This is a genomic window from Paenibacillus algorifonticola, from assembly GCF_050481745.1.
In the GTDB taxonomy this organism is placed as follows: Bacteria; Bacillota; Bacilli; order Paenibacillales; family Paenibacillaceae; genus Pristimantibacillus; species Pristimantibacillus algorifonticola_A.
On the sequence record NZ_JBCNGR010000011.1, the window covers coordinates 52,933 to 75,470 of the forward strand.

A 22,538-nucleotide genomic window follows, 5' to 3' on the forward strand; every position below is an offset into this window, starting at 1 on the left:
GTTAAAAAAAAGCCCATAGTCGATTCATGTATAATGAAGTCACCACAGCAACTATTACACTGAAGAATCAAACTATGGGTATTATCATTCAGCAAATCCAAACTCCAGCCTCACAAGCCTAATCCTTAGCTCCTGCCATAAAGCCGCGCCCGTTCGTGCCAATATAGACTTTTCCGTATTCCTGACGGTCTGCCACCATAACCTGAGGCTCATTTCCGATTTGCATTTGCGGCGAATTGATTTGTATCCATGTGCTTCCCCTATCATCCGAACGGAATATTCCCTTCATCCCATCGACCTCTCCATATATAAAAGCTGCTGGCTGTGTCTGTCCCGGGGCCGCTTTGCCCAATGCAAACAATCTCGCTTCCTTAATCTGATCCAGCTTAGTAAAAGAGGCCCCTGAATTGGATGAGACATACAAGCCATTGGCCCCTAAGCTAACCCAGAGCACGCCTTCCATTCCGGGAGCAGCCTCAACCTTCACAGGACTTCCCCCTGGCAGTGGCGTTTGGTTAGCGATGGACCAGCTTTGTCCTGCATCCGAGCTTACATGCAGATAGCCCGATTTATAGGCATAAAACTTGCTTCCGTCCACCCGATCAGCAGCTATCGGATGATTGTATGAAAATATCATACTCCCGCCCACCGTTCCCGTCGGCGCTCCCGTCATAGCCTCCCATGTAACTCCCCTGTCTATTGTCCTCACTGGACTGCCGGATTGGGGAAACCATAGGATCGTATTGAGGTCTGTAGCCGAATAAGCAAGTCTGCCCAGCTTAGAACCCACAGGTACAGGGCGGGCTTCCAATGTTTGCCCATTGTCTGATGAAACGAACATGCGGGTAACCGTTCCATACCAGTCATCACTCCCGATAAAGGCCATATATTGTGGATTAGCTTCGTGATAGTCGACACTTACCATCTCTCGCATCGAACTCATCGCAAGCCTCGCTGCCGGTGAAGCAAACACATCTATATGACGAAAGCCAATAACATCGGCTACTCCCGTGAATAACGGTGCTCCTTCTGGCGGCGCAGCTCCTGTGAGGGCAACCACTTCTTCGTGGCCTTTGGATAAGGTCTCCCATTTTGTCCACAACGTCCCAATGTCTTTTGTTCGGTAGACGCCAAACCAGTCAGCAGAATAAACGGTTCCGGCATGATGCGGGTCAAACACGACAGTAGACGTCGCTGAAAAAAACATATTAGGCTGCCACCAGCCAGGCTTGGAGGTTTGAGCCTTGTTCACTAGCGTCCAACTCTCTCCCCTGTTGATAGAACGGTACAGCGGAAGCTGGGCTCCGCCTGTCCTGACTGCTGCCAAGAGATGGCTGTCATTATGAGGATCAATATCAATGCCGTAATAGGACGTATAGGCTGCATTAGGCGTAATATTGCTCCAGCTTCCCTCCTTATACCTATGTACTCCGTTATTGGACGTCGTTACATACAAAGACCCATCCTGTCCTGCGGCCAAACGAGCCGGATGTGTAGGGCTTCCCGGAATTAGATTCCAAGTAGAGTCCTCGCCTCGTGTCTCATAAACTCCAATTCCCATTACACCGGCATAGAGTGCCGTCTCCAGGTTAGCTGCCCCGGGAACGCTACCGAAGATCAAGCTGCGAATCCCTTTGCCACTTGTCCCAGCGGGAACTTCATTTACTTTGGACCAGGTTTGTCCTGCATTCTGGCTCCTATACAAGCCGTCATACCGGGTACCCGCATACACAATGTTAGATAGATTCGGGTGAACTGCAATACTCTCCCCCATGGCCCGCTCCACATTGCCATTAGCCTCATTGCGCTTGTTCAAATTTGTTCGGGACCACGTATTGCCGCGGTCGGTAGATTTCAGAATATCACCGGGGGATGCACTCCCTGTTTTTCCAGCTGCTGCATAGACGATATCAGGGTTTTGTGGATCAAGCGCAATCCCGTCAATTCCATACAAATTGCTCTGCTCCGGGCCCAGTCCGTCCATTAGCGGAATCCAGCTTGAATCATTCGGGTCCAGACGGTATGCCCCGCCAACGTCAGTACGGATATACACCAGATCCGGTTCAGACGGATGAATTACAATTCCTGTTACGTACCCTCCTCCCCCGATAGATACATTCTTCCACGTATAGCTTTCCGATGATACGGCATACGCTGTGTTGCCCGGCAGCAGCACAACAACAACGGCCAACAACGTACCAAGCATTTTTCTCCAGTCCAAATCTGCTCCCTCAATTCCTGCATTATTAGAACGCCATCACGTTCCCTGCCAAGCTGCTCTTCATCCATGCCAATCCCCGTATCACTCACATAAAATTTCACCGTTTCAGCGCGCAGTACAATACGAATGCCCAACGTCCCGCCCTTGCGCTGGCTCAACAGCCCATGCCTGACCGCATTTTCTACTAACGGTTGAATGGTAAGCGGAGGAATCGGCACTGTCTTACATTCGCTTCCTGACCGGTATCCATATCTCGCTTCTAAACGCTGCGGACGTGACGTCCTTGTGCTCATTCCACAAAAGCTCCGGCCCCTCCACTTGCTCATAGCTGGAAGACGGGAACCACTCCGAATAAATGCGGCCCCAAATTTCTTGAAGTGTACCTGGGAATGGCCCGACTGCTTCAAATACGGCCCAAGAGGATGCTGCAACCTCCAATTGTGAAAATGGCTCCGGACATGCGAGCGTTGAAGCCACGCCTATATAATGGTCCAGCTCGCCCTTCTCCTCCATCCGGCCTTCCGAGAAATTCGCCGAGCCGCTAATCATGCCATAAGGCTCGATATTGGATAGCTGCTTGAGCGCAGTTATCTTTTGCTCATCCAAGCTTTGCCACATTGCCGCGATTTCCGGATTTACCCCGTTAAACTGGATAGGCACCCGCTTGTGAAGGCCGACGATGCGAAAACCTGCTTTTTCCTCGATGCGATAATTCATTTCGACTCCTCCTCTAACGATTAACTGGAAGGTCATACGAGGGCAAACCTTTAACGATCGTCCGATGCTCCTTGCTTCGGTCGGCGTAACTCCATGATAAAGCTGAAACGCCTTCGTAAATGCGTCCGGTGATTGATAGCCATATTTCATCGCAACGTCGATGACTTTAACCTGGCTTTGCTGCAGCTCAAAGGCAGCCAGCGTTAGACGCCGGCGGCGAATGTACTCCGACATCGTAAGCCCAGCAAGGAATGAGAACATTCGCTTAAAATGATATTCCGAGCATAACGCACGCCTTGCCGCCTCTTTAAAATCAATCTCCTCCGTTAAATGTTCTTCCATATAGGCCAATGCCCGGTTCATGTGCTCAAGCATCTTTAGTTGCCCTCCCTTCCACACTAGTAGAGTATCAAATTCGCTCCGAAGGAGTCCGACAGTTCATGCACCAAATTGACGGGTTCGTTTAAGGTTTTTTAACAATCAAACGTAATAATCAGACGTAGCTCTGATGTTTCTTGCCTTCCAACCAAACGTTTGACGACATCCAAAAAAGCACGGCTACATTCCATATAATTTACGGTATCCATATAAACTTTTCCGTCCATCGTTTCGTCTTCGAACTCAAACTGAATGACGATACATTTTTTGCTCTACAAAACAATGAATATCCGTCCCCATTTATTCCCTCCATATCTAAGGCTTCAACTGTAACAAAAGATAATAATGCGCATAAGCCTTCTCGGACAGCTTGTCCTCATCCTCCCAAAACTGCTCATCCTGCTCTTCGAGCGCATCGCTCTCTTCCTCCGTCAGCACCTTCGGGATGTCCCAAAGCGCTTCCAATCGCGGATCATCCTTAGGGACCCCCAATCTCCGCCAGCCTGATTTTTCTTGTCCACGAATGGAATGGCAAATTCGAACCATACATCCGAAATGTTTTTCTCCATCGTTCCAACCTCCCTTGTCCTCCATCTCTCACCACTCCAAAAAACAATCCTCAATCAGCGTCTCAAATGAGTCTGCCAATTGCTTCATTTCTCCGTTATCGTGATAGCAGATAAGAACCTGCCCAGCCGGATTAATGAAAATAGGATCGCCTGAGCCATCCATTGCTATCACATAACTGCGCTCCAAAACCTCGGCAAATGGACTTCCTTTAAACTGCTCACGAAAATCCAGCGTCAAATCAACAACCGTTTCTTTTCCGATGCTGGAGCCATTCGAGAACGCATGAACAGCCAGACCTGCATACGCACCGCCAAATTTCTGGATAAAATGAACATAGTCAGCATGAAAGCTTACATTCAGCTGCTCCTGCGCACTTGCGATTTCTTCTTGGCTGGCAGCAATGCCGACTAAAGAAAGATTATCCTCCCGATACAGGAACGCCTTTAGTCGTCCCATAAGCTCCTCATTCATATTATCTATGTCCTCCTTGCCGAAAATAACTAGCTGCTGTTGCATTTAAGCTGCTAACATTCCTGCTTCCTGCTCACCTAACTCATGCTTCCTATTGTATCATCCTATTAGCGTATTCTACCAATTCTTCCTCCCATATTTGCATTGCCCATGCGTTGCTATTAAGCTTAGATTTGAAGGGTTTCTTCTTCATTTCTAATAGACAAGGAGTCTGCATAATGGATAAAAAACTGCTGAAAGCGCTAAAAAAGCTTTATAAGTATACCAATTCCCACTACGATTCAGTTCGCAGCATCAGCCTATATAACACGGATATTTTGGAGTCAAGTGAGCGTGAACTGCTAGAGCATTATAAGTGGGAAGCTAATAAAATCGAGCTGCTCACCCATGATGAGCTGAACCGCAAGCTCATTGCGCTTCAATCCACCGAAGCCTTTTCATGGGCCAGCATGGCCGGCGTGTTCATTGCTGGCGTTGGTGGCAGTTTTCCAGCAGGCATCTCTTCTTTAATTAACTACAAACAAATGATCCATATGCAGGAGCATCCGTATAAGCAAGCCGAGCGTTTCCTATGCTGCAAATATTGCGGATTCACCAGTGATCAGTACGAGCATATAGCTTATATTCGGTACGCTGTTCATTTGGGTAATGCCTATGATTCAACCGTTGGTGCTTATGCCCATTTAACCGAATTAGCTGAGTTGACAGAACATGGGCCAATTGTTCCAACGGATGAGGATATTCAGAAGTTCACCCAGCTTCTGCACTTCATTGATGAGGCGGAAGACGATGAAACGCCCGGCAAATTGGAGAAGCGCCTCACCGCAGCGAAGCTTCTGAAAGGAACACCTGGCATGCGCCGCAGCGTTTTGCAATCCCTCGCATGGGTGGGCGTACTTCCCAATACGGTTCTCCCCCTCACTCCTGATTCTCGAACGAATATCGAGGACGTGTTGAAGGGCGGGCTCCAGCTAAGCAATACGAAAGGACGCTCTGATTTGGAGATGCCATGGGCAGGCTGGACGGGCGAGCTAGGCGTAGACTGGGATAAAGCTCGGCAGCTGTTCGGGGAATATATTTCAGGCCTGCAACTTGAACTACCTGCGAACGATGTTGTTCATAACGACCTGAAAGCAAAAAAATAGATGTTCCGAATCATAGCTTTCTTCCTCTGTATAAGGCTATAATTTAACCGAATACAACTGTTTATATTTTGTCATCGCGGAGGGCTTATGAAGCAGCTGTTCGAACCTGTTCTTTTTCAAAATCAGCAGTCGCTCGTGTGGAATTATAATCTGTATACGGACGACTACTACAAAGGTTATTATCACTGGCATCAATGCTGTGAAATGATGTACATCCATCGCGGTCAGGGGCATATTGTCGTCAATCAGCAAATGTACGATATTCGCGGAGGCATGCTGTTTTTCTTCCAGCCTTATCAGCTGCATCGCATTTATTCGGACGTTTCGACGGAAAAGCCATTTCATCGCTCGATTTTTTACATCGATCCCCATGTCGCAGAGAAGCTGCTGCTTGGTTTTCCCAATCGGAAGGCGATCTTTTCGGCTCTATGGCAGGGCACAAATGATCGCTGCGGCTTTGATCTGAAGGGGCGTGCCACGGTTATGGAATGGGTGCTTCAGTCCTACGACTGCACGCAACAGCCCAGCGGTTCGATTCTTCGTGAAAATGTTGAAAATATTACGATGCTGCTGCTTCAGCTCGTAAGCTGCCTGGAGCTTGGCGACAGCACCCTGCTGCCTGCCGAGCAGCATCGTTCGCTGCGCTATTCCGAGCGCATGATGCGCTGGATTGAGGAGCATTACCATGAAGAAATTCATTTGGAGCAGCTGGCGGCAGAACTGCATTTGTCCAAATCCTATGTATCCAGACTGTTTCATCAGGAAACCGGCAGCCGGCTTGTCGATTATTTGACTGCCCGGCGCATTAAGCAGGCTTGCCGGCTGCTGCGCACGACCGACTTGTCCGTTGAGCAGATTGGCATTGCCGTCGGTTTTCCGAACGCCTCCTATTTTAACCAGCTATTCCGCAAAGCGCTCGGAACCACTCCGCTCAAATACCGCAAAAATCAGTAATGACAAAATATAAACATTTCTTTATATTCAGTTGCAACTTTCCATGTCTCAAACGGGCTATACTCAGGTCACCACATATTCAAAGTGATGGAGGCCTGTACAATGACTACAACCTATTGGCAAGAAATAATGAATCGGCTGGATGGCAAGGCTGAGCGAATGGTTCAGCAGATTGGTGCGAAATGTCCGCATTTCGCTGGCAAGGATGGGAAATTTGACGATATTGGATCAGACTGGTGGACGACGGGCTTTTGGCCGGGGCTGCTGTGGATTATGCATGAGATGACGGGCAAGCCCGTATACAAGGATGCCGCATGGCAATGGGATGAAACGCTGGAGCAATGGTTTATTAAGCCGACGGTTGAGCTGCATCATGATGTCGGCTTTCAGTTTCTGCCGACTGCGGTCATTAAGCACACGCTCACCGGCGATGAGGACGCATTGCGTCGCGGCATAGAAGCAGCGAACTTCCTCGCTGCCCGCTACAATCCCGTCGGCAAATTTATCCGTGCCTGGAATGAGGACAAATATGGCTGGGTCATTATCGACTGCATGCTGAACATTTCCCTCTTGTTTTGGGCGAGCAAAGTGACCGGAGATCCGCGTTACAAGCATATTGCGATCAGCCACGCCGAGACGACGATGCAGCACGGCATCCGTCCAGACGGCTCCACTAAGCATATCATTTCCTTTGATGCTGAAAATGGCGCTTACCTCGAAAACTTCGGCGGCCAAGGCTACTCGCCGGAATCTTCATGGAGCCGCGGTACGGCTTGGGGACTTTACGGCTTTACGAATACGTATCGCCATACTGGAGATGCGCGGTTCCTGGATACGGCGAAGCGCATCGCCCATTATTTTATCGCTGGCCTGCCGGACGATCAGGTTCCGTATTGGGATTTCCGTCTCGGTGACGATGAGCGCCTGTTCCGGGACAGCTCGGCGGCAAGCATCGCCGCATCGGGCCTGCTGGAGCTGGCGCAGCTTGTGGCACCGGGCGAGAAAAGCTTGTATGCGAATGCGGCGGAGCGGATTTTGCGTTCGCTGACGGAAAATTATGCGACATGGGAGCAGCCGGAGCATGAGGCGATTTTGCTGCATGGAACGGGCAGCGGCACCAGCTTTATCGATGTATCGCTCATCTATGGCGATTATTATTATGTCGAGGCGATCGCCAAGCTGAACGGCTGGAAGCACCGCATTTTTTAACGGCTGGCAGCCTTCCCCCAAAAAACGATTTGAATGAATCAAAAAGAATGCCCTCCGGACATTCATTGCAACGCCTACAAGGGCATTTCAATGAGCTTCCAGAGGGCATTTTACTTAAATAGGAGCGACAGCGAGAACAGGTGCGCCTCGTTTAACGTTAACTGTTAAATAGTGTCGTCATTTCCGCTGCGCTGAGCGCTCGATTGTAAATACGGAAATCGTCAAGTCCCCCGTTTAAGTACGGGTCTCCCGTATATTGCGAACGTCCCAAATAGTTAAGCGTCGTGTTGCCAAGACTGGAAGGCTTAAGCGTCATATTCGCATTGGTGCCAACGAGGACGCCATCTACATACAGACTTGCCGTATTGCCCGAGAGGGTAACTCCGACATGCTTCCATACCCCTGTCGGGAATGCCGTCGTTGTTGAAATTCGCTGTTCCCCTCCGCTGCCGCTATTCGTAATGGCAAATCTTAAGCCTGCACCGCCCGGGCTTGGCGTTAAGAACATGTTCGCCGTTGTTCCCGTGCCAAAATCAAAAATTCGCGTCCAATCGGATACCGAATTCAGCTTCACCCAAGTCGCAATCGTAAAATCATTCAAGCTGCTTACGATGCCGGCTGGCAAGCTGCCATAGCCAGTAGTACCGTTAAAATTGACCGCGTTGGACGCATGCCCTGCAGCCCAAGTGATGCCGCCGCTCAGCGTGGCTGTTTTTCCATTGCCTGATGCATCCGCGGCCGAAGTTCCGCTTGTTTCATTAAATAAATATTGGGCAACGACATCGCTGACTGGCCCGCCTCCGCCTAAATTAATCGTAAACGATTTGGTGACAGGCGTGCTTTGCGTGTCGTAATCCCTTAGCTGAACAGTGAACGTATAGCTGCCTTGCGGCGCATTATTATCAATCGTTCCAGTTAAAGTCCCTTTAAAGCGATCCAGCGTCAGCCCTGGTGGCAGCGAGCCGCTCGTTATATTCCAATCATAGAAAGGCACACCGCCCTTGGCTGTAAGCTGCTGCGAATAAGCAGCGCCCTTCGTTCCGCTTGGCAGTGAGTTTGTTACGATGGACGGCGCTACGAACGGCGACAGATTTTTATTGATTTTCCAACCCGCATTTTCGGCGATCAAGAGACTTAGCTTCGTCATCATCCAGCGCTGGGAAGGAAACTTGTGGTTTCTGCCTCCGCTTTGGCCGCTGATTCGATCCCAATAAAGGGAATTGGCATCCGAAATATGATAGCTGGAATCTAGTGGAACGGCGTTCCCTTGATAAGCGATGACTTCCGCATCATTGCTGCCGCCGGCGCTATGGTAATTCACCATGCCGTTCCAGCTGCTGTGGAAGGCAACCGCATGGCCAAATTCATGAGCAATTAAGCCTAATACATCGGTCTGGCAGTTTGAGGTACAAGCAGATCCAGGCATTTGAGCCAAATAATACTCTTCATCATTCAAAGAGGAGAACGGTGTAAACCCTGAGTAAAAGTCCAAAATCAGTCCATATGAGCGGTGAATCGGACCTTGAACCCCTGCCCGCTTGTGGAACTTGCCGTTATCTGCCGGATAGCCCGTTGAATATGGATCATTTAAGCCGCGCAGAAATACCCATACGCCGTTGTAGGCGGCATTGTTGGTAGCCGTAATGGGATTCAGCCAGTTGTCGCCCGGAATTGAAATATTTTCAGCTCCTGCAGCTACTGTGTCATAAGGCGTCTCATCGAAGAAATAAAACCAGTCCTTGATGCCCTGCTCTGTGGCAGCCTTCACCCCTGCATCGGCAAATATGCCCGTAATCGTATCAAAACGATAATCAAAGTTAATAGGCAGCGACGGTTCTGCATTATCATCCTGATCCAGCACCCGAATCGGAATCGTCTGTGTACTCTGGGTATTATTGCTTTGGATGACCTGCATGCTCAGCGTATAATTTTCGATTTCATTCGGCCCGCCAATACGATCGGGGTGAATCTCTAATTCAAAGTCTAGCTGCTGGGATGCATTAGTAAAAGTTAGCGTTTTGGCCGAGCCCGTTGCCGATAACGTACTCGGCTTATTCATCATCAGCCTGGTCGTTCCCTGTGTACGCAGGTTAATCGTAACGGGGAAAACAGCGCTCGATGGCGGCTTAACCGTGAGCTTAACAGAAGGATTCGCAAGATACCCCTGCCAATCGACCAAGTCAATGCCGTTGTCATTAACGGTCCGCCCGAATATATCCACTACTTCCGCAAAATTGGCTGCCGCATACACCGGTTTTTGCGGAATCGTGCCTATTACGCCTAACAGCAAGGCCAAACAAACAACTGCTGACATCATTTTTTTAATGGATATGCGGTTCGTACCTCTTTTCAACATCGCCAAGCCTCCCTTTTATTTGTGGATTGCCTGCCTTCTGTGTCTAATTCAGCTTAATCTGTTTCTGTCACGCGGATGACCTTCCACTGCTCAATGCCCGTTGAAGTTGTTGGCTTTGCTTTCAGCGTTAGCCGAATTTTCGTCGTCGTCACCGGATCAAAGGTGGTCACATTATACTGGTCCGGCAATACGCCATATGCAGACGGATTGGAAACATGCGCCCAATTCGACCCATCCCAATATTGGATGTAGAACGACTCCGGCAAATCAATGCCGTCATTATCATCAAACCAATACACTTCACTTGATGATAGGGTAAAAGGCTGATCAAAATCATATTGCACCCATTGCTCAGTTCCGTGCGTATTCCAGTTGCCATATACCGGATGGCCTCGGTCTGCGGAGCTCTCCGGTTCGTACTCGTCATTCAGCCCTACCAGGCTCTCCCAAGGCGAGACGTAGGAGGTCGTAATGCTTCCTTCAATCGCCACATTAGGGTTTGCGGGCGCTGGCGGATCAACAACTGGAGGCACTGGCTCATCTGCTGCAAGACTGGCAATCTCAGCGGCAGACAAAGCGCGATTATAAAGCTTGATCTCATCCAAAATGCCATTCCAATACCGTTCATCGCTTTGAGACTTGCCAATGTAATGGTGCTCGCCCTTTAAAAGGGATTCGATCGCTCCCAGGGTCAAATTAGAGGTCCTCGCTGCTTCCGTCCCATTTACATAAAGGACCGCCGTATTACCCGATGCTGTCACCGCCACATGCTGCCATTTTCCAGAGGTTATGCCGCCTCCTGAGATGGTTGTTTCTTCTTTCCCCCCTTTTCTCGAAACCATAAAGCTCAAGGCCCCTTGGGAATCTGTCGATAGTGCCATATACTTCGCATCCGATGAGCCAAAATCAAAAATCCGCGAGCCTGTGTTATACACCGCATCGGTTACGCCAACTGAGCTTGGAGAATAGACACTATCCGTCACATTTACCCATGAAGAGAACGAGAACGCTTTTGCTTTTTTCAGCATGTCACGTGGCAGTTCAACATAATTGGAAGCCCCATTTAAGGCTATCCCACCCCCTCTCGCCCCATCTGTTCTGCTTGCATGCACGGTCGAGACATCGTACCCCGCTCCCGAATAATCTAGGGCAATCGTCCCGTCTGCTTCATCAAACAAATAGCTTCCTAAAAGCTCGCCTTGGCCCACATTTAATGTGAATGTCTTTTGAACGGGGGTTCCAAGCTCATCGTAATCGCGAAGCTGTACCGTAAACGGATAGCTTCCTTCTGCTTGCCCAGACACTTTTCCCGCGATTTTGCCGGTGAAGCGGTCCAATGTCAGCCCTTGAGGCAGCGAACCATCTACAATCGTCCAATCATAAAAAGGAACCCCGCCCTCCGCCTGCAGCTGCAGCTCGTAATTTTTCCCCTGCTTCGCATTTGGAATCGGCATGTTTTGAATGGACGGGCTCAGGAACGGAGTCAGCTTATCGTTCAGCTTCCATCCTGCTTTTTCCGCAATCAGCAACGTCAGCTTCGTCAGCATCCAGCGCTTATTGTGAAAAAGATGCGTCCGTCCGCCATTTTGACCGCTGATCCGGTCCCAATAAGGCTCCTCTCCCGGAATATGATAGGTTCCGTCGAGCGGAACGGGCCCGCCTTGATAGGCGACAATATTGTCCGCCGTGCCCCCGCTTCGCTTATAAGCAGCTACCCCTTTCCAGTTGCCGGAAAATACGAGCGCATGGCCAAACTCATGCATAATGAGGCCGTACACATCGGTAGACGTATTCGACATTTCCGTGAGATACCACTCCTCATCATCCATAGAGGTAAATGGCGTCGCCGTATCGTAAAAATCAAGAATCGTCATTAATGAACGATGAAGCTTATCCGGAATCGTAATGCCGCCGCGCTTATGATATTTTCCATTGTCCGTCGGAGCACCTGTTGAATAAGGGCCACTCAGCCCTCTTAGAAAAATCCACATCCCGTTGAACGGCTCATCATTCGTTACTTCAATATGGCCGTCAAAGTTATCTTCGGGAAGCATGCTTACTTCGGAGTTTGCAGGAACGGTATCAAATGGCTCCATATCAAAAAAATAAAACCAATCCTTTATGGCCTGCTCGCCCGCCTCGCGGATAGCAGGATCACTAAAATAAGGCTGTATCGTATCGAATCGGTAATCGAATTTTAAAGGAAGCTCGGGCTCCTTCTCGTCATCCTGATCCCATACGCGAATAGGCGTCGTCTGCGAACGAACGGCTCCTAGCGCATCGGTTATCGTCAGCTCAAGCGTATAATGCTCTATTTCGCCATTGCCGCCTATTCGATCCGGATGAATTTCCAGCAAAAACGGCTTGCGTTCGCCAGCAGTATCAAAGGCCAGCGTTTTTTGGGCACCTGCTGCGCTGAGTGTACTTGGCCGGTCCATCATCAAGCGTGAGGTGCCTTTAGCTTTAATGTCTATGGTGAGCGGATAAGCAGCATCGGCAGGCGGAATGACGTTCAACTTTACATAGGGGTTGGCCATATAGCCTTGCCAGTCAACCAGCTCCACGCCGTAATGATTGACGGTTCTGCCAAAAATATCTTCAAGCTTCGCTTCGTCGCTCGTTAGTTCCGGCTGAACAGGCTTAGGCTTCGCAGCAGCGGGCATAGCAAAAAGCGAAACGAATAACATACAACAAATGACGAAAGAAATCCCTTTTTTCATCAACAAGCCTCCCTCTACTTCCGCGTATTAGCTTTCCCGAATCCATACCGCCATTTCTCCTTCGCCACGATTCGCCCAAGCATAATAAGGGATAGCCCGAATGCTGCAGGCATGCTCCCCTCGCTTGCGGGATTCATATAGCCTTTGGCTGCTGCCCGGCTGTTCGCCCCGCACGGCCTGCCCTTCAATGACGACGATGCCGCCAAGCAGATCAGGCTTAAAATGCGCAGCAAGCGCCGCTTGCTCAGGCAGCGCAATATGCGATAAGGCCGCCCCGTTATCCGCTTCCTCCAAGCAATAAACGACAGGCCCCCGCTGCAAGGCCACCTTGCCTGCGTTCGCACGAACGAGAGGATGCGCATATAGGCGCTTAATGGCCATCGGAAATTTCAGCGCAATTTGATCTCCCGCCTGCCAGATGCGGTTTATCGCAGCATAACCTTTGTGAAATTGCAGCGAATCTGGCGAGATCGCTTGACCATTTACATTTGTTTCTGCCCCGTCACACCAATCCGGGATACGAACGGCGATCGTAAACGCTTCGTCACGCTCAGGTGTCACGTTAATGGCGACCGTCTCTTCCCAGGGGAAATTAGCTTGCAGGGAAAGGCTTACGTTTTGCCCGGCAACCTTTAGCGTGGTCTCGCTGCCAATATATTGATGGACATAAACCGCATGCTCGTTTTGGGAATAAATATAAGAGCCGAGCGAGGCGATAAGACGTGCCAAATTGGGCGGGCAGCATGCACATCCGAACCATTTTTGCCGGGAAGTCTTCACATGCCTTTTATCTGGACGTTTGCAGGCGGCAGGCCACACCTCCAGCGGATTGACGTAGAAAAAGCTTTTGCCATCCAGCCCCATGCCGCTAATGGTTCCGTTATACAAAGCACGCTCGATAACGTCTGCATATTTGCTGTCTGGATCAAGATGGAGCATGCTCTGCGCCCAGAAAACAAGGCCGATAGAAGCGCAAGTCTCGGTGTAAGCGGTATCGTTAGGCAAGTCATAGTCGAATGAAAAAGCTTCCCCGTCATGATTCGAGCCAATGCCTCCCGTTACATACATCTGCCTTTGCGTCACGTTTTTCCATAACCTCTTGCAGCTTTCGAGCAGCTCTGTATCATTCGTCGCGCCTGCCAATTCCGCCATGCCGGTATACATATATACCGCCCGCACGGCGTGCCCTGTCGCCACCAGCTGCTCCCGAACAGGCAGATGGGCTTGATTGTATTCGTAATTGTTTTTATACAGGAAATAGTAGCCTTCACGGAGCAGTGCTTCCCGGCCCCGTTTCTCAGCCCGCTTCTCTGCTTCAAGCTTGAAATAATGAGGCTCCTGGCCGCGCTCGTCAATAAAAAACCGGCATAGCTTCAAATATCGCTCCTTCCCCGTTACGTTATAAAGCTTCATTAAAGCTAGCTCTACTTCCTGATGTCCGGGATAGCCGCGCAGCTTGCCCTGCTCTTCGCCATACACCGAGTCGATATGATCCGCCAGCTTGCAGGCGATATCCAGCAGCTTGCGCTTGCCCGTCGTCTCATAATAAGCAACAGCTGCTTCAATCAGATGGCCTGCGCAGTAGGTTTCATGATTATCGCGTTCATTCGTCCAGCGCTGGTCCTGATTTTGAATCGTAAAATAAGTATTAAGATAGCCGTTCGGCTGCTGGGCTTTCCCTAGCAAATCGATCGTTTCATCCGCAAGCTTTTCCAGCTCCGCATTTGGATCGGCTTGCAAGCTGTAAGCGACAGCCTCTAGCCATTTGGTTACATCGCTATCTTGAAAAACATAACCGTAAAACGCGCCTTCCGCTTCGCCAGCCGCTATGCGATAATTTTGCAGCGCATGGCTGGGAGAAGCGCCCTCAACCCGGTCATTGATAGCCTCCCATTGATAGGGAATGACCTCATCACGAACGAGACTTCTATAATGGGACCAAAAGGGATCGTGAATTTTGACCGACTTATATGAAACCTTCCGCCATTTTTCTGTGTTTTCAGTTATTTTCAACGTTGCCACAGCCTTTCGCCCACATTTTGTAGACCTGCTCTCTTGCCTTTGGAATGCCCGGATGAAATTGAATTAAAGCGGAAGCCCGTACTTGCTGAACCTTCTGCTTCGCCTCCGCTAGTTTGGTATCGCTTTGCTCGCCAAGCAGCCCAACATCTCTGCAAATGGAAGTGGCTGCAAGCTGTCCCTGTGCCATCGCTACAAGCGCACTTTCGACACCGGTTATATTGCCGGCCACATACAGCCCTGACATAGGCGTCTGCATCGCTTCGCTATGAAGCGGAATATGGCCGCCGAGTTCTTTCATATAAACAAATGGACAGCCGGCCACCGAAGCTAGCTCAGCTAAAGGATATAATCCGCCCGCAAGAGCGACGAAATCAACCGCCTCCTCCCGCTCGCTTCCGGCAATCGTTTCGCCGCGTCCATTTACGTCGGCAAGCGTCACGGATTCTACCTGATCTTTGCCATTAATAGCTACAGCCGAGGTCCGCAGCTTTAAGGGAATATCCCACAGCTTGATCCCTCTTCGCGGAAAAAAATGCGATACTATCCCCGCCATTTTTAGCGAATGGGCCGCTCGGCCTCCCATTCTCATAAACGCGGACGGTGCTAAATGGGACAAGCCGAGCAGCTTTTCTACATTTTCTTTAGGCAAAGCGTCTGTTCCAGAAAGCGGGCTTTGCGAAGGCAGCACGATCGCTGCAATGGATACCCCGCTTACCGACAGCTCACGAGCGATTGCCATCGCTAGCACGTTGACCCCGATAATAAGGCCGCGGCGTCCGGGTTTAACGAAATGTACGTTAGCCATAACCTGCGCTGCGCCAATGGACATGACGCCAGGCAGTGTCCACCCGGGAGACGGCTGCGGAATTTCGGCACCGCCCGTTGCCAGCAATACGTTAGCTGCCGTGATGGAACCATCCGACGTTCTAATGACCCAATGCTGATCGTTTTTCCACATGCCGTGGACGGATACGCCGCAGCGGATATGAACACCTAATGCGCAGCACTGCTCGATGAGATGATGGGCGACCTGCTTTCCTACCCACCAGTGGCCCTTCTCTTCATGAAACTGGCCGAGCATGCGTCCTCCCGGTTCGGGAAACTCATCCAATATGATGACGGCCAGGCCATGTTCGGCAGCTACAACCGCTGCCGACAAGCCAGCTGGCCCAGCACCAACAATAATGAGATCAGGCTGGCTCTCCTTCGTCATAGCAGCGTCCTCCCTGTTATTTCGTTTGGAAGCTGCAGCCCTTCAGCTATACACATTCCTGCTTCAAGCGGAGTAAGACAGGAACGTACCATTCCTTTTCCTGCTACGCTCAGCCGGCATTCCATGCAATGGCCAATGGCACAATAAAGCCCGCGAGCATGCCCCGATTCCTCATGCCTGCGCAGCGTGCGAATATCGGCTGCGAGCAGTGCCGCCGCTATTGGCTCTCCCTTTAGTCCTGTCATTGGTTTTCCATTAAAGGAAAAAGCAACACGTTCACGGGGCGTCTGCCAACGGCCGAGTAGCGGATGGTTCTCAATCCTTTCCATTAATCTTCATCCTTTGCTAGCTGGCCAAACGTTATAGGCCGAATAGGCGGACGGTACGATAATAATTCAGCGTCTCGAGGACCATCTGGATTTTTCACATGAATCCATGTTTCTACAAGGGCTCGGCAAACCCGTCCCTGGCAGGCGCCCATCGTAGCCCTTGTTTTCATCTTCAGCTGACGTGAAGTGCAGCTTCCTGACGCATAAGCTTCTTCCAACTGCTCCATGGTCACTTCTTCGCAGCGGCAAACGACTAAGGATGGATGCTTCATTATATAAGCCCTCCTAGGTGAAACGGCTGTCGCTGTCCTCTGGCGGCGCAGCGCGTTTCATTCCGAGAAATATAGAGACATGATGACACTAGGATATCCTTTCCTATATTTCAAGCGTAAACGGCTGTCGACGTCCTTTGGCGGCGCAGCGCGTTTCAGTCCGAGAAATAGAAATACAGTAAGGCAAAACTTATTCATTCTTATATTCCAAGCGAAAACGGGTTGCTGTCCTTTAAGCGCAATGCTCGTTTCCCAGTAAAATAGACGCTAAAAATAACGGATGGCGCATGTCTTTAATTCCGTATAGAAATCCAAAGCCGCTTGCCCTTGCTCGCGCGAATGCGAGCTGGAGAGCTTCATCCCGCCGAATGGAGACTGATATTCCACGCCCGCTGTTTCCTGATTCACGCGAACCATGCCCGCCTGCGCTTCGTCCAAAAACCGATGGGCGTAGGACAAGTTTTGCGTAAACAGCGAAGCGCTCAGCCCAAAAATCGATTGATTGCATAAAGCGATAGCCTCTGCAAAATCGGAAGCTTGAAGCAGCGCTGCAACAGGTCCAAAAACCTCTTCCTGGATGAGAGGATGCCCCGCATCCAAGCCTGCGGCCACGATCGGCTGGATGTAATACCCCTCGTTTCGTTCAGCTCCAGCTACAGCTGGGCCTTGGGCAACAATCTCCGCCTGCTGCTGGGCCATATGGATGTAAGACATGACCGTTTCATACTGGCTCGCGGAGGCAACGGGACCTAAATAAGCGGCAGGATCGAGAGCAGGTGCCAGCTTAATTTGCGATACTGCCGTGCTGAGCGCTTTTGTAAAAGAAGCATAAATGCCTGACTCGACGATGATCCGGCTCGTTGCTGTACATTTCTGCCCTGCCGAACGGAAGGCTCCGCTGACAATGAGCGGAATCGTCTTTTCAAGATCAGCGTCGTTTAAAACAACAGCGGCATTTTTCCCGCCCATTTCAGTCTGGTATTTAATATTCCGCTTGGCACAAAGCTGGGCAATATGAGTGCCCGTTGAGGTGGAGCCGGTAAAGCTTAACGCGTCGAGCGAAATTTGCTCCAATAAGACGTCACCGATTTTGCTGCCCTTGCCAATAACGAGATTAATGACGCCTGCAGGAAGTCCTGCCTCTGCAAAAATCTCAATGAGCTTCGTTGCCGTTAAGGAGGCAAATTCCGCAGGTTTCCATATAACGGTATTGCCGCAAATAAGCGCAGGCGCGATTTTCCAAATAGGTATGGCAACCGGGAAATTCCATGGGGTAATAATGCCCACGACGCCCAAAGGAACCTTTTTCGTATGCTGCAAAACGTTTGGCTCACTTGAAGGAATGACAACCCCATTGGCACGTACCCCTTCCGCCGCGTAATATCGGAGCAAATTTACTCCGCGCATCACCTCGCCGCGCATTTCTGTAATCGGTTTGCCCATTTCCAAGCTTGCGAGATTCGCTACCTCAGCCAGCCTGGATTCCAGTGCGGCAGCAAGCTTATACAAATGCTCTGCTCGGGCAGCCCCTGTTAAACGAGACCAGACCTCAAACGATTTACGCGCTGCCTGCTCCGCCTGAATAACATGCGACTGGTCAGATAGATGAAGAATGCCAACCTCCTCTTTGATGTTCGATGGATTTTTAACGACAGATTCGCCTGCTGCTGGCGTAATCCACTCGCCTCCGATCCAATTTCGACTGCTCGTCATTTTGCGATCCCTCCTGTTCGGACTAGGCTACTTTAAACTCATCATTCCGTTAATTTGCTGGCTGATTAGGTCTAACCGCGTATTCAAAAGCTTCTCTAATGAGCTGGTAATCCGCTTCTGGCAAAGGCAGGCGGGGCGGACGTGTAGGACCGACCGGGAATCCCGCCAGCTCCATCATATATTTGATCGATTGAACGAGCTGAGGGCTGGCATCCATATGGAACAAGGGCAGCAGACGGCGATAAAGCGCGCTTGCCTCTTGCATTTTCCCTTGTCTGGCAAGGTTAAACAGCTCCACGCCTTCCTTCGGCAGCGCATTGGGCACACCGGAAATCCAGCCTGTTGCGCCAAATAGCGGGCCTTCCATCGCCAAATCATCTACGCCAATCATGACTTCAAGATCGGTTTGGGCCAAAATATCATGCACGCGGCGGATGTCGCCGGAAAACTCTTTTACCGCAACGACATTATCGAATTTGGAAAGCTTCGCAAGAAATTGCGGCGTCAAATCTACTTTATAATCATGGGGATTGTTGTACGCTACAATGGGAAGTCCCACCTCATTCAGCGCTTCGTAATGAGCGACAACTTCATGCTCTAGCGGCTTGTAATTGATAGGAGGCAGCGCCATAACCCCTGCCGCACCTGAATCTTTCGCATGCTGAACCCATGCGACCGCCTGCTTCGTAGAAGGCGCGGCCGATCCAACAACGACGGGCACCCGCCCTGCTGCGGCTTCTATGACCGTCTCCACTACCTTTGCTCGTTCCTCATTGCTCATCGTTGCATATTCGCCAAGAGATCCGGTAGGAACAAGCCCGCTTATGCCATTTGCGATAAGCCAATCGCAATGCTCCGTCAATCGTTTGTAGTCGACGTCATAGGAAGAAGTAAAAGGGGTAACAATTGCCACATAAACACCTTCAAATTTTGCCATTTCAAAATTGCTCCTCTCGAATGTTAATCGTTTAGATTTTTGGCGTTCTAGTACAGCACGAATCCATCAGCCAACGGATCGCTAGAATCGAGTACAAAATTCATAAAGCCCAGCACATAAGCACTTCCTATTAACTGTGGAATGACGGCCTTTTGCCCGAACGCACATATTTCCTCCTCCACGCTGCCAACTGCACGCGTTCCAGCGATGCCTTCATAAACAACCTGCTGCCCCCGCTTCAGCAGCCCCTTGCGGTTCAGAACCGTCATATGGGCGCAGGCCCCCGCTCCTCCGGGAGAGCGATCAAGCTGTTCGCCAGCAAATATGGACCAGCTGCGATAGACCGGATTTGCCGAATCTTCCTCAGCCTTTTCGTAAAAAAACACACCATGAATGCCCCTAATCCCTTCCAGCACGAGATGCTTAACCTCCAGCTGCGCTTCAATGGCTTTGCGGATTAACCCTCCGCATGCTTGAAGCTCAGGGATTGACCGTCTATCGCCAAGTCCGGCAGCATCGACAACCGCATAAAACTCCCCGCTGAAAGCAATATCGACACGTAGTTCAATGTCTTGGATCGTCAATGTAAGAGACTCCGCATAGACGAAACTCGGAACATTGTGGAAGGATACCGTGCGTACTTCCTGCCCTTCGCAGCTAGCAATAGCTTTTACCTTTCCCGCTGGGCAGTCAATTAATATACCTTCGGCGGCAATAGCCGCATCCAGCTGCCCTGTCGCAATCCATGCCGTTACGACCGCGAAGATTCCATGCCCGCTTATAGCTGCAAATCCTTCCTGATTCAGAAACAACAAGCCGAACTGGGCTTCCGCCGATACGGGAGCTGTAACGATGGCACCTGTCATGCCGTAATGTCCTCGCGGTTCAGCCATAAGCAGTGTTCGTACGGAATCATAATGCTGCTTGAAAAATACGGACTTGGCTAGCTGAGAGGCGCCTGCCATTTGCGGCAGCCCACCTGTCAGGATGCGAAGAGGCTGCCCGCCGGAATGCGTATCAATCGCTGCATACCATTTGTTCATTTCCATATCCAAGCCTCCATCAAACCAGCATTAGAGCTAATTCAGAGTAGATTAGAGCAAGAAAAAACCGCTACCCAGCTCATCCTGCTCGTGAAAAACAAACTGGTGAAAGCCTGTTACCCATGCTGACCCTGATATTTGCGGAATGACGGCCGGCAAGCCGCCTACCGTTGTCTCCTCCAAAATTTTTGCCCGGAACATGGAGCCTACAATGCTTTCATGAACAAAATCCTGCTCCTTGGAAAGCTCGCCCTTGGCATGCAGCACGGCTACCTTCGCCGAGGTTCCTGTCCCGCATGGCGAACGGTCGATTCCTCCCGGAGGCACGACGACCGTATTGCGGCAATGGGCAGCAGGCGATACGGGATCGCTGTAAAACTCAATATGGGTTAGTCCGCGAATGACTGGAATTTCGGGATGCACCACTTCAATGCTTTCGTTAATCGCATCCCGAATTTTGATCGCCAAGCGAACGATTTCCGAAGCCCGATTTGGCACTAAGGGCAGCTGCAGCGGACGCGCGTCAACCAAACCGTAAAAATTGCCGCCATACGCAATATCAACGGAAATTTTTCCAATTCCTTCAACTTGGAGCCGGACATCCTTTTTGTACAAAAAAGAAGCAATATTCGTGAACGTCACTTCTTTGACTTTTCCCTGCACAATGTCAAGCTGTGCTTCCACAAGCCCTGCTGGCGTATCCAGCCGAATGACTTTTTTGCTCTCAGGGTAGATTCCGCCCTCAATCAGCGCCGTGCAAAGGCCAATCGTATCATGCCCGCACATCGGCAAATAGCCGCCCGTCTCAATAAAAACGACGCCGATATCGGCCGTTTCGTCACACGGTGGAGTCAAAATACAACCGGACATCACTTCATGGCCCCGGGGCTCAAACATCAGCGCTTTGCGAAAATGGTCAAAATGCTCGGACATGTAAACCATCTTCTCGGTCATCGTGCTTCCGATCAGCTCCGGCGCTCCGCTCGTCACCGTTCGGGTCGGATTGCCTCCCGTATGGGTATCGATGGTGGTCACCAGTTTGGAGAGCTTCATAGGACTACCTCCTGATTAACGCCGCCACGACGGAATCGGTCATAGCGCAGTGGCTGGGCCGGAATGCAGGTCTCGGCTCCGCTTAACATTTCACTAATGACCTTCCCCGTAACCGCGGCAAGGCTGATTCCATCCCCTTCATGTCCGGCTGCTACATAAAAACCCGGTATTTCGTCGATTGGTGACACGATGGGCAAATGATCGGCTGTCCATGGCCTAAGGCCAGCGTACGTTCGAAGCATCGGAATATGCTCGATGACCGGAAAGAAACGGATCGCTCTCTGCGCAATAAGCCGAATGACCTCCTGATCCACGCGGGTATCCATACCAGCAAATTGGCGGCTCGATCCGATTAAAAAGTTTTGGGAAGCGGTTGGTTCGAATACGAGGGCGATGCCATACGCTTCAAACTTGGGATCGACTTGGCGCTTCCCGCCAAACTTGCTGATCAAATAGCCGAATTCCATCACCTTTCGTTTTCCAATATTGGCTGAGCGGGCAGCGACGAGGATATGGCCTTTTCGCGGCTCAATCGGAATATCGATGCCCACCATTTGTCCAATAAGCTTCGACCATACGCCAGCCGCATTAATGACGATTTTCGCTTTAATCGTGCCTGCCTCTGTCTCTACTCCCCGAATTCTCCGCTTCTCATCGAGCAATATCGCCGTCACCGCCGTATGCGTTCGAAAACGGGCGCCATGACGGCGAGCGGTTGCAGCCAAGGAGTAGGTTAGCAATACGGGGTTAACGGTAGAATCCGTTGCACACTCTAAACCGCCTAATAAATCTTCGGCCATATAGGGCCATTCATCTCTGAGGTCCTTCTGATCGAGCATCCGAAAGGGAAGCCCTGCCTGCTTTTGCCGGGAAACCCAGCGCTCAGCAGCGATCATCTCTTCCTCCGTCTCGCAGACGAGAATGCTTCCGGGTGCCCGATACTCGAACTCCTCATCAAGCTCCCGCACCAGTTCAGCGACTAATTGCTGGGATTTCAAGGACATTTGGCTGTCGAAGCCGGGGTCTTTATCAATGGCTAAAATATTGCCGTCGCATTTGGAGGAGGTTCCCCCCGCAATTTCCCCGCGCTCGACAACGAGAACGTCCATCCCTAATCTGGCCGTATAATAGGCGATGGCCATCCCAATGATGCCTCCGCCAATGATGACGACTTCCGCAGATTCAGCATGCATGGACGAGGCCACCTCCTTCTAC

General features: G+C 50.7%; 18 protein-coding genes and 1 pseudogene. 3 read left to right on the forward strand and 16 right to left on the reverse strand.

Features of this window, described 5'->3' with window-relative positions; all coding sequences use genetic code 11:
- Positions 1–118 precede the first annotated feature (118 nt).
- The 5 genes and pseudogenes from ABEW34_RS13105 to ABEW34_RS13125 form a co-directional block, all read right to left on the reverse strand.
- Positions 119–2,221: a WD40/YVTN/BNR-like repeat-containing protein gene (locus ABEW34_RS13105; protein ID WP_430159296.1), complete on the reverse strand. Its 2,103-nt coding sequence runs from the start codon at positions 2,219–2,221 to the stop codon at positions 119–121.
- 59 nt (positions 2,222–2,280) lie between these two features.
- A pseudogene (locus ABEW34_RS13110) lies at positions 2,281–2,547 on the reverse strand (sensor histidine kinase); the annotation flags it as partial.
- Positions 2,444–3,313, reverse strand: coding sequence for an AraC family transcriptional regulator (locus ABEW34_RS13115; protein WP_430159298.1), 870 nt, complete (start codon positions 3,311–3,313; stop codon positions 2,444–2,446). The gene ABEW34_RS13115 and the pseudogene ABEW34_RS13110, both read right to left, overlap by 104 nt.
- Before the next feature lie 318 nt (positions 3,314–3,631).
- Complete coding sequence (locus ABEW34_RS13120; RefSeq protein ID WP_430159301.1) at positions 3,632–3,910, reverse strand: hypothetical protein; 279 nt, start codon at positions 3,908–3,910, stop codon at positions 3,632–3,634.
- Between the two features lie 3 nt (positions 3,911–3,913).
- Positions 3,914–4,357: an SMI1/KNR4 family protein gene (locus ABEW34_RS13125; RefSeq protein WP_430159304.1), complete on the reverse strand. Its 444-nt coding sequence runs from the start codon at positions 4,355–4,357 to the stop codon at positions 3,914–3,916.
- 218 nt (positions 4,358–4,575) lie between these two features.
- Between ABEW34_RS13125 and ABEW34_RS13130 the strand changes: the two genes are divergently transcribed.
- The 3 genes from ABEW34_RS13130 to ABEW34_RS13140 all read left to right on the forward strand — a co-directional run bounded on the left by ABEW34_RS13130 (position 4,576) and on the right by ABEW34_RS13140 (position 7,665).
- The gene (locus ABEW34_RS13130; protein ID WP_430159306.1) at positions 4,576–5,502 is read left to right on the forward strand and encodes a hypothetical protein; all 927 of its coding nucleotides are present in this window, start codon (positions 4,576–4,578) and stop codon (positions 5,500–5,502) included.
- 87 nt (positions 5,503–5,589) lie between these two features.
- On the forward strand, positions 5,590–6,456 hold the full coding sequence (locus ABEW34_RS13135; RefSeq protein ID WP_430159308.1) for a helix-turn-helix domain-containing protein: 867 nt from the start codon (positions 5,590–5,592) through the stop codon (positions 6,454–6,456).
- A 102-nt stretch (positions 6,457–6,558) separates the two neighbouring features.
- Positions 6,559–7,665: a glycoside hydrolase family 88 protein gene (locus ABEW34_RS13140; protein ID WP_430159311.1), complete on the forward strand. Its 1,107-nt coding sequence runs from the start codon at positions 6,559–6,561 to the stop codon at positions 7,663–7,665.
- A gap of 157 nt (positions 7,666–7,822) precedes the next feature.
- Here ABEW34_RS13140 and ABEW34_RS13145 read toward each other — a convergent pair whose 3' ends face one another.
- From ABEW34_RS13145 to ABEW34_RS13195, 11 genes are all read right to left on the reverse strand, one after another.
- A complete protein-coding gene (locus tag ABEW34_RS13145) occupies positions 7,823–10,021 on the reverse strand; it encodes a LamG-like jellyroll fold domain-containing protein (protein WP_430159313.1) in 2,199 nt (732 codons plus the stop codon).
- Between the two features lie 53 nt (positions 10,022–10,074).
- Positions 10,075–12,741 (reverse strand): LamG-like jellyroll fold domain-containing protein, encoded by a 2,667-nt coding sequence (locus tag ABEW34_RS13150; protein WP_430159316.1) that lies wholly within the window; start codon positions 12,739–12,741, stop codon positions 10,075–10,077.
- A 27-nt stretch (positions 12,742–12,768) separates the two neighbouring features.
- Positions 12,769–14,754: a glycoside hydrolase family 127 protein gene (locus ABEW34_RS13155; RefSeq protein WP_430159319.1), complete on the reverse strand. Its 1,986-nt coding sequence runs from the start codon at positions 14,752–14,754 to the stop codon at positions 12,769–12,771.
- Positions 14,741–15,976: an NAD(P)/FAD-dependent oxidoreductase gene (locus tag ABEW34_RS13160; protein WP_430159322.1), complete on the reverse strand. Its 1,236-nt coding sequence runs from the start codon at positions 15,974–15,976 to the stop codon at positions 14,741–14,743. Before ABEW34_RS13160 ends, ABEW34_RS13155 begins: the two co-directional genes overlap by 14 nt.
- Positions 15,973–16,305, reverse strand: coding sequence for a (2Fe-2S)-binding protein (locus tag ABEW34_RS13165; RefSeq protein WP_430159325.1), 333 nt, complete (start codon positions 16,303–16,305; stop codon positions 15,973–15,975). Before ABEW34_RS13165 ends, ABEW34_RS13160 begins: the two co-directional genes overlap by 4 nt.
- Positions 16,305–16,577 carry a (2Fe-2S)-binding protein gene (locus ABEW34_RS13170; RefSeq protein WP_430159327.1) on the reverse strand — a complete coding sequence of 91 codons (273 nt, stop codon included), beginning with the start codon at positions 16,575–16,577 and terminating at the stop codon, positions 16,305–16,307. Before ABEW34_RS13170 ends, ABEW34_RS13165 begins: the two co-directional genes overlap by 1 nt.
- 267 nt (positions 16,578–16,844) lie before the next feature.
- Entirely contained in the window at positions 16,845–18,290 is a 1,446-nt protein-coding gene (locus ABEW34_RS13175) for an aldehyde dehydrogenase family protein (protein WP_430159330.1), read from the reverse strand.
- Positions 18,291–18,339: 49 nt separating this feature from the next.
- The gene (locus tag ABEW34_RS13180; RefSeq protein ID WP_430159332.1) at positions 18,340–19,227 is read right to left on the reverse strand and encodes a dihydrodipicolinate synthase family protein; all 888 of its coding nucleotides are present in this window, start codon (positions 19,225–19,227) and stop codon (positions 18,340–18,342) included.
- 47 nt (positions 19,228–19,274) lie between these two features.
- Positions 19,275–20,276, reverse strand: coding sequence for a proline racemase family protein (locus tag ABEW34_RS13185; protein WP_430159334.1), 1,002 nt, complete (start codon positions 20,274–20,276; stop codon positions 19,275–19,277).
- Between the two features lie 45 nt (positions 20,277–20,321).
- Positions 20,322–21,323 (reverse strand): proline racemase family protein, encoded by a 1,002-nt coding sequence (locus ABEW34_RS13190; protein ID WP_430159337.1) that lies wholly within the window; start codon positions 21,321–21,323, stop codon positions 20,322–20,324.
- A complete protein-coding gene (locus ABEW34_RS13195) occupies positions 21,320–22,516 on the reverse strand; it encodes an NAD(P)/FAD-dependent oxidoreductase (RefSeq protein ID WP_430159339.1) in 1,197 nt (398 codons plus the stop codon). The genes ABEW34_RS13190 and ABEW34_RS13195 overlap by 4 nt, the downstream gene beginning before the upstream one ends.
- Positions 22,517–22,538: the final 22 nt, after the last annotated feature.

Bases quoted from the DNA above. Each gene is read 5' to 3' on its own strand.
- ABEW34_RS13195 (WP_430159339.1), bottom strand. From the start codon at position 22,516: ATGCATGCTGAATCTGCGGAAGTCGTCATCATTGGCGGAGGCATCATT.
- ABEW34_RS13165 (WP_430159325.1), bottom strand. From the start codon at position 16,305: ATGGAAAGGATTGAGAACCATCCGCTACTCGGCCGTTGGCAGACGCCC.
- ABEW34_RS13135 (WP_430159308.1), top strand. From the start codon at position 5,590: ATGAAGCAGCTGTTCGAACCTGTTCTTTTTCAAAATCAGCAGTCGCTC.
- ABEW34_RS13125 (WP_430159304.1), bottom strand. From the start codon at position 4,357: ATGAATGAGGAGCTTATGGGACGACTAAAGGCGTTCCTGTATCGGGAG.
- ABEW34_RS13160 (WP_430159322.1), bottom strand. From the start codon at position 15,976: ATGACGAAGGAGAGCCAGCCTGATCTCATTATTGTTGGTGCTGGGCCA.
- ABEW34_RS13190 (WP_430159337.1), bottom strand. From the start codon at position 21,323: ATGAAGCTCTCCAAACTGGTGACCACCATCGATACCCATACGGGAGGC.
- ABEW34_RS13130 (WP_430159306.1), top strand. From the start codon at position 4,576: ATGGATAAAAAACTGCTGAAAGCGCTAAAAAAGCTTTATAAGTATACC.
- ABEW34_RS13115 (WP_430159298.1), bottom strand. From the start codon at position 3,313: ATGCTTGAGCACATGAACCGGGCATTGGCCTATATGGAAGAACATTTA.
- ABEW34_RS13175 (WP_430159330.1), bottom strand. From the start codon at position 18,290: ATGACGAGCAGTCGAAATTGGATCGGAGGCGAGTGGATTACGCCAGCA.
- ABEW34_RS13140 (WP_430159311.1), top strand. From the start codon at position 6,559: ATGACTACAACCTATTGGCAAGAAATAATGAATCGGCTGGATGGCAAG.
- ABEW34_RS13180 (WP_430159332.1), bottom strand. From the start codon at position 19,227: ATGGCAAAATTTGAAGGTGTTTATGTGGCAATTGTTACCCCTTTTACT.
- ABEW34_RS13170 (WP_430159327.1), bottom strand. From the start codon at position 16,577: ATGAAGCATCCATCCTTAGTCGTTTGCCGCTGCGAAGAAGTGACCATG.
- ABEW34_RS13120 (WP_430159301.1), bottom strand. From the start codon at position 3,910: ATGGAGGACAAGGGAGGTTGGAACGATGGAGAAAAACATTTCGGATGT.
- ABEW34_RS13150 (WP_430159316.1), bottom strand. From the start codon at position 12,741: ATGAAAAAAGGGATTTCTTTCGTCATTTGTTGTATGTTATTCGTTTCG.
- ABEW34_RS13185 (WP_430159334.1), bottom strand. From the start codon at position 20,276: ATGGAAATGAACAAATGGTATGCAGCGATTGATACGCATTCCGGCGGG.
- ABEW34_RS13145 (WP_430159313.1), bottom strand. From the start codon at position 10,021: ATGTTGAAAAGAGGTACGAACCGCATATCCATTAAAAAAATGATGTCA.